The 12,084-nt window shown below is 62.5% G+C and carries 14 protein-coding genes; 4 read left to right on the forward strand and 10 right to left on the reverse strand.

Annotated features, from left to right (window positions below; genetic code table 11):
• Nucleotides 1–10 precede the first annotated feature (10 nt).
• From AB8B20_RS06270 to fabD, 10 genes are all read right to left on the reverse strand, one after another.
• On the reverse strand, nt 11–1,051 hold the full coding sequence (locus tag AB8B20_RS06270; protein ID WP_439072016.1) for an ABC transporter ATP-binding protein: 1,041 nt from the start codon (nt 1,049–1,051) through the stop codon (nt 11–13).
• Nucleotides 1,048–1,836: an ABC transporter permease gene (locus AB8B20_RS06275; RefSeq protein ID WP_439072017.1), complete on the reverse strand. Its 789-nt coding sequence runs from the start codon at nt 1,834–1,836 to the stop codon at nt 1,048–1,050. The genes AB8B20_RS06270 and AB8B20_RS06275 overlap by 4 nt, the downstream gene beginning before the upstream one ends.
• Before the next feature lie 85 nt (nt 1,837–1,921).
• Nucleotides 1,922–2,545: a TIGR00725 family protein gene (locus AB8B20_RS06280; protein WP_089263941.1), complete on the reverse strand. Its 624-nt coding sequence runs from the start codon at nt 2,543–2,545 to the stop codon at nt 1,922–1,924.
• A 4-nt stretch (nt 2,546–2,549) separates the two neighbouring features.
• Nucleotides 2,550–3,224 carry a guanylate kinase gene (gene gmk, locus AB8B20_RS06285; protein WP_089263940.1) on the reverse strand — a complete coding sequence of 225 codons (675 nt, stop codon included), beginning with the start codon at nt 3,222–3,224 and terminating at the stop codon, nt 2,550–2,552.
• Between the two features lie 2 nt (nt 3,225–3,226).
• Complete coding sequence (locus AB8B20_RS06290; RefSeq protein WP_439072018.1) at nt 3,227–4,114, reverse strand: YicC/YloC family endoribonuclease; 888 nt, start codon at nt 4,112–4,114, stop codon at nt 3,227–3,229.
• Between the two features lie 119 nt (nt 4,115–4,233).
• Nucleotides 4,234–5,511 (reverse strand): endolytic transglycosylase MltG, encoded by a 1,278-nt coding sequence (mltG, locus tag AB8B20_RS06295; RefSeq protein ID WP_439072019.1) that lies wholly within the window; start codon nt 5,509–5,511, stop codon nt 4,234–4,236.
• A 113-nt stretch (nt 5,512–5,624) separates the two neighbouring features.
• A complete protein-coding gene (gene fabF / locus AB8B20_RS06300) occupies nt 5,625–6,890 on the reverse strand; it encodes a beta-ketoacyl-ACP synthase II (protein WP_089263937.1) in 1,266 nt (421 codons plus the stop codon).
• A gap of 124 nt (nt 6,891–7,014) precedes the next feature.
• The gene (locus AB8B20_RS06305) at nt 7,015–7,254 is read right to left on the reverse strand and encodes an acyl carrier protein (RefSeq protein WP_006020277.1); all 240 of its coding nucleotides are present in this window, start codon (nt 7,252–7,254) and stop codon (nt 7,015–7,017) included.
• A 296-nt stretch (nt 7,255–7,550) separates the two neighbouring features.
• On the reverse strand, nt 7,551–8,288 hold the full coding sequence (fabG, locus tag AB8B20_RS06310; protein ID WP_089263936.1) for a 3-oxoacyl-[acyl-carrier-protein] reductase: 738 nt from the start codon (nt 8,286–8,288) through the stop codon (nt 7,551–7,553).
• A gap of 21 nt (nt 8,289–8,309) precedes the next feature.
• Nucleotides 8,310–9,269, reverse strand: coding sequence for an ACP S-malonyltransferase (gene fabD, locus AB8B20_RS06315; protein WP_439072020.1), 960 nt, complete (start codon nt 9,267–9,269; stop codon nt 8,310–8,312).
• Between the two features lie 369 nt (nt 9,270–9,638).
• Between fabD and rpsF the strand changes: the two genes are divergently transcribed.
• The 4 genes from rpsF (at nt 9,639) to rplI (ending at nt 12,084) form a co-directional block, all read left to right on the forward strand.
• Nucleotides 9,639–10,112 carry a 30S ribosomal protein S6 gene (gene rpsF, locus AB8B20_RS06320; protein ID WP_068731054.1) on the forward strand — a complete coding sequence of 158 codons (474 nt, stop codon included), beginning with the start codon at nt 9,639–9,641 and terminating at the stop codon, nt 10,110–10,112.
• Nucleotides 10,113–10,117: 5 nt separating this feature from the next.
• Nucleotides 10,118–10,357, forward strand: a complete 240-nt coding sequence (gene rpsR / locus AB8B20_RS06325) for a 30S ribosomal protein S18 (protein WP_002711478.1) — start codon at nt 10,118–10,120, stop codon at nt 10,355–10,357.
• 124 nt (nt 10,358–10,481) lie between these two features.
• A complete protein-coding gene (locus tag AB8B20_RS06330; protein WP_439072021.1) occupies nt 10,482–11,450 on the forward strand; it encodes a hypothetical protein in 969 nt (322 codons plus the stop codon).
• A gap of 49 nt (nt 11,451–11,499) precedes the next feature.
• On the forward strand, nt 11,500–12,084 hold the full coding sequence (rplI, locus tag AB8B20_RS06335) for a 50S ribosomal protein L9 (protein ID WP_089263933.1): 585 nt from the start codon (nt 11,500–11,502) through the stop codon (nt 12,082–12,084).

A 12,084-nucleotide genomic window follows, 5' to 3' on the forward strand; every position in this document is an offset into this window, starting at 1 on the left:
TCGATCTCCTTTATGAGGTCGGGGGAAGAAGGCGGATGGCATCGTGCGGGATCGTCACGCCGGTGATCGGCCCGCGCAGATGGGTTTCGAGACGGATGGCCCCGCCGGCGACGGCCATATCGATCCGCCTGACGGGGCCAAGATAGCGGTCGGCCGACATGCTGCCTGCGAAGCAGCAGGGATTACTCGCATCGACCGGCCCGGTGATCGGCTCGACGCGCTCGGGACGCACGAACACGATGACCTTCGCACCAACGCTCTTGCCCTGCGTGTTACAGGCCAGCGCGCCAATCGGCGTTGTCACCATGCCATCACCGGAGACGCTGCCGGACCACAGGTTGGATTGACCGACAAAGGCCGCGACACTGGCATCGGCCGGTGTCTCGTATAATTCGCGCGGCGTGCCGATCTGCACGATGCGGCCGTCGCGCATCATCACGACCTTGTCGGCAATCGACAGCGCCTCTTCCTGATCATGCGTCACAAGCAGCGTCGCAATGCCGGCCTGACGCTGCACGCGCAGAATTTCGTCGCGCATTTCCAGTCGCAACCCCGCATCGAGCGCCGACAGCGGCTCGTCGAGCAGCAGTCCCTGCGGCTCGAACACCAGCGCACGGGCCAGCGCAACGCGCTGCTGCTGGCCGCCGGACAATTCTGCTGGATAGTCTTCCGCGCGCTTGCCCATGCCGACACGTCCGAGCATCTCGATGGCACGCGCGCGCCGATCCTGTTTGGCGATACCGCGCACCTTCAGCGGATAGGCGATGTTTTCCCAAAGCCGCATATGCGGGAACAACGCATAGTTCTGAAACACGACACCCAGACGACGCGCCTCGGGCAGTGACGCGCCGACGTCCTTGCCATCGATCAGGATGCGCCCGGAGTCAGGCTTGAGGAAGCCCGCCAGCAATTTCAAAATCGTCGACTTGCCCGACCCCGACGCGCCGATGATCGCCAGCAATTCGCCGCGGCCGATCTCCAGGGCAATGTCGAACACACCAGTGCTCGTGCCGGGATAGCTGTAGCTCACTTGATCGTATCGCAGCGTCACGCGCCTGCCCCCACTTTACGCCGGCCGGTGACCCGCGCCGTCAGCCCGCTGGTCAGCGATGCGATCATCGCAAGCCCAAGCAATACGACGGTGGCCGCGCAGGCAAAGCCCGTCGCGCCATAGAACGCCTGCAACAGCACCACAGGATAGGTCCGCGACAGAAAGCCCGAGACCAGGTTGGACAATTGAAATTCGCCGATCGACAGCGCTGCCACTGTCAGCATGCAGGACAGCAGACTCGTATGCAGCTGCGGCAGTGTGACGTCCCACATACGTGCCGGAAACGATGCGCCGAGCGTTGCGGCTGCGTGCTCATATTCGGCGAGCCCGAGCTGATCCATATCGGCGACAAGTGCCGTCACCGTATAGGGCAGCGTCAATACGAGGTGCCCCGCCGCCAGCAGCCAAAAACTGCCGAGCCACGGCAATGCGTCCGACGAGAAGACGAGGATGAAGCCGAAAGCGAGAACCAGTTCGGGCACGGCAATCGGCATCAGCGTGACGATCCGCGCCGCAAGCCGCACACCACCCCGCGCGCCGGCATGAATGGCGTAAGCGAGCGGAAGTCCGATCAGGATGTTGAGGATGCAGGTGGTCGCGACGATCCTCAGGCTGGTGGTGAAAGCGCGGCGAAAGCTCGGGTCGCCCGCGACTTCCTGATACCAGCGCAAAGTGAAGCCTGACGGCAGCAGCGTGCCGCTCCAAACTTCTCCAAATGAACCGACAAATAGCAACAGGACTGGCGCCGCGAGAAAAATCAGATAGGCGATCGCGACGAACGGCACGAGCCATGTCCCCTGTCAAATGTGATGCTGAAGTCTGCGCCTCAGTATAACGGCGGCATATCAGTTTTATGACAGAGCGGCAAAGTTATGCATTTGCGAGAAGGCGTGCTGCGATGCGAGCAATGACGCCGTCGACATCAGCGACGCGCTCGACCGTATTCACCTCTGGCGCATCGGCCATCGCCAGCACCAGACGATTGAACTGTAGTCCCAGCGCCATCTCCGAGAGTGTCCCGACACCTCCGCCAATCGCGACCAGCACGAGACAGGCGCGCGCGATAATGGCATTCCGTGCGGGGCCGATGCCCGTTGCGATGGGGATCGCAACATAGGGATTGGCTGCGTGCCATTCCTCATCGGGCAGCAGACCAACAGGCATGCCGCCTTCCTGCGCGTGGCCCTTGCACGCAGCTTCCATCACGCCGTTCTTGCCGCCGCACAACAGTTGCAGGCCATGGCGCGCCAATGCTGCGCCCATCTGTTCGGCGAGATCGCGTTGCGCTTGTGTCGCGTCTCGCGGCCCGATGATGCCGATCGGCACGCGGCGCAGCTTGCGCGTTACTGCGAGCCGCAGCAACGCCTCGGAAGCCGTCACAGCTTCTCCACCCTGCTCCACGGCATCATCACGCCACGTGAGCGCCAGCGGATCGAATAGCCGTGCGCCATCGCTGAGCTGCTGCGTGCGCTCATTCCAGAACAATGCCTGCATGATGTTAGCCTTCGAGTTCTTGCTGCAATCCGCGCACGAAAGATGTCAGGCCGGTGCGGCGTTCGCGCTTCAGGCGCTCGGCCTTGAGAATCGACTGCACCTCGCTATAGGCCTCTTCCACATTGTGGTTGATGACAATGTAGTCGTATTCGGCCCAGTGGCTCATCTCGTGGCTGGCGCGGCTCATGCGCCCGCGGATCACTTCGTCCGAATCCTGCGCGCGGGTATGAAGTCGTTTTTCGAGATCGGCCGCCGAGGGCGGCAGGATGAAGACGCTGACGACGTCGGCCCGCGCCTTCTCGCGCAATTGCTGCGTACCCTGCCAGTCGATATCGAACAGCACGTCATTGCCGGCTGAGAGCGCGGCTTCCACTGGCGCACGCGGCGTGCCGTAGCGGTTATCGAACACCGTGGCCCATTCGAGCAGTTCATTGCCCTTGGCCATCTTCTCGAAGCGCGGCTTGTCGACGAAGATGTAGTCCTTGCCGTCAACCTCGCCGGGCCGCATCGGGCGCGTCGTGGCCGAGACCGACAGTTGCAGCCCCGGCATCCGGTCGATCAGCAGCCGCGTCAGCGTCGTCTTGCCGGCACCGGATGGCGATGACAGCACGAACATCAGCCCACGCCGCTCGACTCCGTCAAAGCCAGCTTCTTGAAAATTTCGGCTGCCCCCGGACATGGTCACTCCAGATTTTGTACCTGTTCACGGAATTGCTCGACCACGTTCTTCATTTCCAGGCCGGTGCTAGTCAATTCCAGATCGTTGGATTTCGAGCAGCAGGTGTTAACCTCCCGGTTGAACTCCTGCGACAGGAAATCCAGCCGCCGCCCCACCGGACCACCCTTCTTGATCATTTCGCGCGACTGCGAAATGTGCGACGCGATGCGGTCGAGTTCTTCGCGGATGTCGGCCTTGGTCGCCATCATCAACGCTTCCTGATTCAGCCGATCACTATCGAAACGATCCGAGGCTTCCAGCAGTGTGGCGATCTGTTCGGCAAGCCGTGCACGAATGGCTTCCGGCTTGCGGCCGGGCGCAGCCTCAGCCTTCTTCGACAGCGCCTCGATTTCATTCAGACGCTGGGACAGGATGTCACCAAGCGTCATGCCCTCACGCTTGCGCATGGCGACCAGCGCGGTGAGAGCCTCTTCGAATGCTGCGGTCACGGCAGCCTTCGCCGCCTTGTCCTCGGCCTCATCCGTCTCCGGCTCGACCACTTCGATCACGCCCTTGATATTCATCAGGCCATCGACGCTGGGCGCGACAGCATCGATCTTGCTGGCCAATTCGGCGGCAATACTCAGCACCGAATTCAGCACCTCTTCGTTGATCCGCACGGTCGAAGCCGCATTGCTGCGCTTAACGGTGAGGTTCGCGTAAACCGTGCCGCGTGACAGCACTTCAGTGGCGCGCTTGCGGGCGACCGCCTCGACTTCGTCGAAACCCGGGGGCATCCGGAAGCGCAGGTCGAAGCCCTTGGCGTTGACGGATTTCAGCTCCCACTCGAAGCTGTAAGGCCCGCTGGTGCCGTGGCTTCGCGCAAAGCCGGTCATGCTCGACAACGCCATCGCGGAACGTCTCCAAAGAATACGAGTAAGATTCGCAAGGCGCGAACCGGCTCAGGTTAGGGCCTTTTCAGGCCAAGGGGAATTCGAAGCAGAAGCCGGCGCAGGCTTGGTGGTACGGCCTATTGCTGGACAACCGGCGGTGTACCCGTCGACTGCGCAGCGCCCTGACGGGCCGGCGCGGCTGGCGCAGGAGCCGTACGGGCACGCTGTTTGGCCGGTGCGGCGGGCCTGACCGGACTTGTACCCGTCGCGGCGGCAGGATCCGTCGCCGCTCCGGTAGGCGTAGCCTCTTCCGGCGGCTCGACAGCGTCGTTCTGGACGGCCTTCTCGAGCGCACGCAGCTTGCTGACGTTCTTCTGATGCGCGTCGTAGGTCTCGGTGAAGGCGTGACCGCCGGTGCCGTCGGCAACGAAGAACAGGTCGCGGGTGCGTGCCGGATTGGCAGTCGCCTCAAGCGACGCACGGCCCGGATTGGCGATCGGACCCGGGGGCAGGCCTTCCACCACATAGGTATTGTAGGGCGACGGCTGCTGGATCTCGCTGCGCTTGATCGGACGGCCCAATGTGCCCTTGCCGCCGACGATGCCATAGATGATCGTCGGATCGGACTGCAGCTTCATCTTCTGGCGCAGACGATTGGCGAACACGGCGGCCACTCGGCTGCGCTCATCGGCGCGGCCGGTTTCCTTCTCGACGATCGAGGCGAGCGTCACCAGTTGTTCAGGCGTCTTCGCCGGAATGTCGGCGTTACGGCGTTCCCAGACTTCGGCCAGCACGCGCTTCTGCAATTGCTGCATGCGCTGGATCACCTGGTCGCGCGGCGTGCCACGGGGGAATTTGTATGTCTCGGGCAACAACGTGCCTTCGCGTGGCATTTCACGGATCGAGCCGGTGAAGATGTCGCTATCGGTCAGCCGCGCGACGATCTGCTCGGAGGTCAAGCCCTCGGGAATCGTGATGGAGTGTTGCACGACCTTGCCTTCGACGATGGTGCCGATGACATCGCGCAGATTGGCGTTCTTCTGGAACAGATATTCGCCGGGCTTCAGTTCCGAGCTGGCCTTCAGCGCAAACACGGCGCCGATGAAAACCCAGCGATTGGCTGAGATCACGCCTTCGCGCAGCAACGCTTCGGCGATGTCGCCTTTGCCCGCACGCGCGGGGATATTGACGACCTTTTCTTCCTGCAGCGGTCCCGGCGCTTCCAGCGCCTGGCGACCATAGACATACGCGCCACCTGCACCGAGCATGGCGACGATAATGATGGTGATGATGGCATTACCGGCAACCACGAGCGGATTACGCGCATGATCAGAACGCTTCGGCGGCGGCGGAACCTGCTCCGGCTCCAGCGCGGCACGCGGACTCCTCGGCGAAATGGGCGGCCTCTCACTCATCGATAGTACCTGATCCTGTCGGTTCAATCGTGACGGGGACAACACGATCCCCGTCAATAACATACGCCCAGTGTAGGAATTAGCGCGGAATACGGCGAAACGGTGGAGGTTCTCTAACCAGCCACGCGCTGTAGGATCACGGACGCATTAGTACCGCCGAAACCGAATGAATTCGACAAGGCAATGTTGATCTCGCGCTTGCGCGGGGTCAATGCGACGAGATCGATCGCAGTTTCCACCGACGGATTGTCGAGATTGATCGTCGGCGGCGCGATGTTATCCCGAATCGCAAGCACACAGAAGATGGCCTCGACCGCACCAGCCGCACCGAGCAGGTGGCCGATCGACGACTTCGTCGATGACATCGACACTTTTGACGCGGCATTGCCAAGCAGGCGCTGAACCGCGCCGAGTTCGATCTCGTCGCCGAGTGGCGTCGAGGTGCCGTGCGCATTGATGTAGTCGATGTCGGCCGCGGCAATGCCGGCGCGCTTCATCGCAGCGTTCATGCTGCGGAACGCACCATCGCCGTCGGGCGTCGGCGAGGTGATGTGGTAGGCATCGCCCGACATGCCGTAGCCGATGATCTCGGCATAGATGCGTGCGCCGCGCGCTTTGGCGTGCTCGTACTCTTCGAGCACCACGACCCCGGCACCCTCGCCCATGACGAAACCATCGCGGTCCTTGTCGTAGGGCCGCGACGCTTTCTCCGGCGCTTCGTTGAAATTGGTCGACAGCGCGCGTGCTGCCGCGAAGCCGGCCATCGCCAAACGGCTGATTGGCGACTCGGTACCGCCGGCGACCATGACATCGGCGTCGCCGAGCGCGATCAGACGGCCGGCATCGCCGATCGCATGTGCGCCGGTCGAACATGCGGTGACGACGGAGTGATTGGGGCCTTTAAGGCCGTGCTCGATCGAGACATATCCCGAAGCGAGATTGATCAGGCGGCCGGGAATGAAGAACGGCGACACTTTGCGCGGGCCGCGCTCTTTCAGAAGCAATGCGGTATCGGCAATGCCGGACAGACCGCCGATGCCGGAGCCGATCATCACGCCGGTGGCGCAGCGATCGTCTTCATTGTCGGGGTGCCAGTTGGCATCGTCGAGCGCCTGCTTGGCGGCGCACATCGCATAGATGATGAAGTCGTCGACCTTGCGCTGGTCTTTCGGCTCCATCCACTGGTCGGGATTGAAGGTACCGCCCGTGCCGTCGCCGCGTGGAATCACACAGGCGATCTGGCTGGTGAGATCGGATACATCGAATGTATCGATCCGCTTTGCGCCGCTCTCACCGTTGAGGATGCGCTTCCAGGTCGGCTCGACGCCGCAGCCAAGTGGCGACACCATGCCAAGGCCTGTGACGACCACCCGCCTCATTGTCGTACCTCCATGGCCCATCCTTGAGCCAATGCCTTTGAGCAATGCCTACGCGTCACAGCAAGAAGCCGGTGGATCGCACAAACGCGATCCGGCCGGCTTCAAAATGTGTCGCGCGAAGGTGTCAGCTCTTTGCGTTCTTCTCGAGAAACTTGGTTGCGTCGCCGACGGTCAGAATCGTCTCGGCGGCATCGTCCGGAATTTCGCAGCCGAACTCTTCTTCGAACGCCATCACGAGCTCGACCGTGTCGAGGCTGTCAGCGCCGAGATCATCGATGAAGCTCGCGGCATCGACCACCTTCTCGGGTTCAACACCAAGGTGTTCAACCACGATCTTCTTCACTCGCTCGCCAATCTCGCTCATATCAACCTCGTGCTTGTTACATTGGGCCCGTCCGCAGACGATACGAGCCATCGTGGAGCGTTTAACTCGTTAAACCTTGCGCAGTTGCGCGTCTCTGGATTGACCCCGTCGTCCCGGACGGAGCCTCGCGAAAACGGCAGGCTCGTCCCCGCCAATATACAGGGTTTCAAATTCCTGCAATGGCCTTCTTTGCCCCACCGTTGGAGGTTCGGTTACCATACTTCATTTGGCTTGGCCACATAGCCCGGCGACTGTCCAAACCTCAATTAAATCACGACGTTGGGGTTCCCCGACGCTTAGATCATCGCCATGCCGCCATTGACATGAATCGTCTGTCCGGTGACGTAAGCCGCCTCATTTGAGCTCAGATAGACCGCTGCTGCCGCAATATCTTCCGGCGAGCCAAGACGCCCTGCCGGCACCTTGGTCAGAATCGTTTCGCGCTGCTTGTCATTGAGCACATCGGTCATCGGCGTTGCGATGAAACCGGGTGCAATGCAATTGGCCGTCACGTTGCGCTTGGCGTATTCCGCTCCCAGCGTTTTCATCATGCCGATCAGGCCGGCTTTCGCTGCGGTGTAATTCCCCTGCCCGGGATTTCCAGTGACGCCGACCACCGAAGTGATGGCGATGATGCGGCCGAAGCGCTTGCGCATCATCAGCTTGGTCGCGGCGCGTGCGAGGCGGAAGGTCGCGGTCAGATTGACGTTGATCACGTCATCCCAGTCTTCGTCCTTCAACTGGACGAACAGATTATCGCGGGTGATCCCGGCATTGCTGACGAGGATGTCGAGCTGGCCCATGGCTTTCTCGGCTGACGGCACCAACTCTTCGACCTCAGCGGCGTTGGAAAGATTGCACGGCAGCACATGCGTGCGATCGCCGAGCTTCGCGGCCAGCGTTTCGAGAACCGCCTTGCGCGTTCCGGACAGTGCCACCGTCGCGCCCTGCGCATGCAAAGCCGTGGCGATGGCTTCGCCGATGCCGCCGGTCGCGCCGGTCACGAGCGCCGTCTTGCCTGTTAAATCGAACATCTTGTCTTCTCCTCTGGCCGCTTAAGCCGAACGCGCTGCTGCGAGCGCATCCTTGGCGGCGGCAATGTCATTGGGTCCACCAACAGCGACGCCGACGGCGCCTTCGGCAATGCGTTTGACGAGCCCGCTCAGCACCTTGCCGGAGCCGACCTCAAGGAAACGCGTCACGCCCTGGCCTGCCATATAGGATACGCATTCGCGCCAGCGCACGGTGCCGGTGACCTGCTCGACCAGGCGGCGGCGGATTTCATCGGGATCCGAGATCGGCGCGGCCAGTACGTTGGACACCAGCGGCACCACCGGCTTGTTGATCGTGACCTTGGCCAGCGCCTCCGCCATCACGTCGGCGGCGGGCTGCATCAGGCTGCAATGGAACGGCGCCGACACCGGCAGCAACATCGCACGCTTGGCGCCCTTCGTCTTGGCGATCTCCAGTGCGCGTTCGACCGCAGCCTTGTTGCCGGACACCACCACCTGACCGCCGCCATTGTCGTTGGCGGCGTGGCACACTTCGCCCTGTGCAGCTTCTTCAGCCACGGCCACGGCGGTCTCGTAATCGAGGCCGAGCAACGCCGCCATGGCGCCGACACCCACCGGCACGGCCTTCTGCATGGCCAGACCGCGGGTCCGCAGCAGGCGGGCCGCATCCGTGACCGAGAGACTTCCCGCCGCTGCCAGCGCCGAATATTCGCCGAGCGAGTGGCCGGCCACGAAAGCGGCGTCCTTGGCCAGCGAGATGCCGGCCTCGGCCTCGAGCACCCGCATGGTCGCCAGCGACACCGCCATCAGCGCCGGCTGGGCGTTTTCGGTCAATTGCAGCGTCTCGGCCGGGCCATCCCAGATGATTCCCGTGAGCTTCTCGTTGAGTGCCGAATCGACCTCGTCGAACACGGCCTTGGCGGCTGGAAATGCATCCGCGAGCGCCTTGCCCATGCCGACCGCCTGGGAACCCTGCCCCGGAAAGGTAAATGCTGCGGTCATTGACGCCCCGTCATGTTTTTTGGCTTAAACTCGTTCAAACGTGCGCCGTAAGACACTGGCACGACGGGGAATGTCAAGCCGCAGCGCCCAGGATGCACCACGATCCGGGTTCCCGCCCGCTCCCGGAATCCACTCATTTGGCCCCTGTTTCGCTTGCCATTACTGGGAAAATCCGTATAAGGCCCCGATCCGCAGATCCCGGCCGGGAGCTGAACGGACGGTCACAGCAAAATCACACACAGGTTTGTTGCGATAGGGCCAGTTGGTCCGTCGTCCCGTGCTCCCGCCTTCTGAGCAATATCGAGTCCTTTCCATAAGGGTTCGAAGGGCTTGCCGCCGGGAAACGCGCTAACCTTGGAAAGGACAGCCATGCCTCTTTATGAGCATGTATTTCTCGCACGTCAGGATGCGAGCGCACAGCAGGTCGAAGACCTCACCACCCAGATGACCGGCATCGTCGAAGGTCTCGGCGGCAAGGTCGTGAAGATGGAAAACTGGGGCGTGCGCTCCCTGACCTATCGCATGAACAAGAATCGCAAGGCGCACTTCGTGCTGATGAACCTCGATGCCCCGTCCGCGGCGGTCACCGAGATCGAGCGCCAGGAGCGCATCAGCGAAGACGTCATCCGTTATCTGACCGTCCGCGTCGAAGAGCACGAGGAAGGCCCAAGCGCCATGATGCGCAAGGCCGATCGCGATCGTGAGCGCGACGACCGTGGCGGTGGCTTCCGTGGCGACCGCGAAGGCGGCGGTTTCCGTGGCGACCGTGAAGGCGGTGGCTTCCGTGGTGATCGTGGTCCGCGTCGTCCGCGCGACGACGAAGCAGCATCGGTTGAGGAGTAAGAATAATGGCTGAAGCTGGTGCACGTCGTCCGTTTTTCCGCCGTCGCAAGACCTGCCCGTTCACGGGTCCGAACGCGCCGAAGATCGACTACAAGGATTCCAAGCTGCTGATGCGTTACGTTTCCGAGCGCGGCAAGATCGTGCCGAGCCGCATCACGGCCGTCTCCGCCAAGAAGCAGCGTGAACTCGCCCGCGCCATCAAGCGCTCGCGTTTCCTCGGTCTGCTCCCCTACGTTATCCGCTAAGGCGGTTTTCGACCGGCGGCCTCGCGCCGCCGGTCGCTTCTATTTCTCATAAGGCTTCCGGGTCGTCCGGTCGCCGATGGTTGGGGCAAGTGCCTCTAACCGCTCAAAGGGGGCGGGACAGCTGATGATCGCAAGTCTTCTCATCGCGTTTGCCGCCGGCGCTGCCTCGGCGCTGATGTTCGCCTCGATCATTTCGGGCGCGTTGATCTCCCTTTTGCTGTTCTATCTCGCGCCGCTGCCCTTGATGGTGGCCGCTCTCGGCTGGGGTCCGGTGACTGCTGCCATCGGCGGCATCGCAGCCGGCACCTCGCTCGGCCTGCTGTTCGGCATGCCCTATCTCGCCGCCTTCGTCTTCACCGTGGCACTGCCCGCATGGTGGCTCGGCCATCTCGCATTGCTCGGCCGTCCAGTGACTGTAGAAGTGCCGGGCGTGAATGGCGCAGCCGCGACACCGCCCGTGGTCGAATGGTATCCGGTCGGCCGTATGCTGCTGTGGACAGCGGGTTTCGCCGCATTCACGACTATGGGCGCGCTGCTGACGCTCGGCACCGATGGCGACACTATCGTCTCGGCGCTGCGCCGCGCTCTGACCCGCATCCTGGGATCGCGCGGCGGCGCTGGCGACTCCGAACAGGTCATCAATGCGCTGGTGACGATCGCTCCGGCTGCCGCCGCCATCGTCGCGATCATGACGCTGACGCTCAATCTCTGGCTCGCCGGCCGCATCATCGTGACATCGGGCCGGCTGAATCGGCCGTGGCCTGAGCTGAAATCCGCAGCACTGCCGCCGATGACGATGGTCGCGCTGTGTCTGGCCATCGCGCTGTCCTTCATGGGCGGCATCGTCGGCATCTTTTCGCAGATCGTCACCTCGGCGCTGATGATGGCCTATGCCCTCACCGGCTTCGCCGCGCTGCATACGTTGACCATGGGCATGAAAAGCCGCGTGATGGTGCTCGGTCTGACCTACGCCATGGTGCTCGTCCTCGGCTGGCCCATCCTCACCATGGTTGGCCTCGGCCTCGCCGATGCCTTCTTCGGATTTCGCCAACGTTTTCTCGCACGCAAGCCACCTTCTTCGACGGTGGCCTGACCAACTCACCTCAACTCAACACCTGCTCAACACTTAAAGGAGAACGATCATGGAAGTCATTTTGCTCGAACGCGTCGCCAAGCTCGGCCAGATGGGCGAAGTCGTCCGCGTCAAGGACGGCTACGGCCGCAACTTTCTGCTGAAGCGTGGCAAGGCGCTGCGCGCCACCGCCGACAACCGCGCCAAGTACGACGGCATGAAGGCTGACCTCGAAGCCAACAACATCAAGGCCAAGGCGGAAGCCACCACGGTTGCCGAGAAGATCGACGGCCGCAACGTCGTCATCATCCGTCAGGCGTCAGAAACCGGTCAGTTGTTCGGCTCGGTGTCGGTGCGCGACATCATCGCCACCTTCGAAGCTGACGGCGTCACCTTCGCCCGCAGCCAGGTTCTGCTCGACGCGCCGATCAAGACCATCGGCCAGCACAAGATCTCGATCGCCGTGCATCCGGAAGTCGAAGTCAGCGTCAGCGTCACCGTTGCCCGTTCGGCCGACGAAGCCGAGCGCATCAACCGCGGCGAAGACATCTCGAGCCGTCAGGAAGATCAGGACGCAGCCGCCGAAGCACTCGCCGCCGCCGGCGAGTTCTTCGATCCGGACGCACAGGGCAACGCCGAAGAAGACAACGGCTAA

This window comes from Tardiphaga sp. 866_E4_N1_4 (genome assembly GCF_052076075.1).
Classification (GTDB): domain Bacteria; phylum Pseudomonadota; class Alphaproteobacteria; order Rhizobiales; family Xanthobacteraceae; genus Tardiphaga; species Tardiphaga robiniae.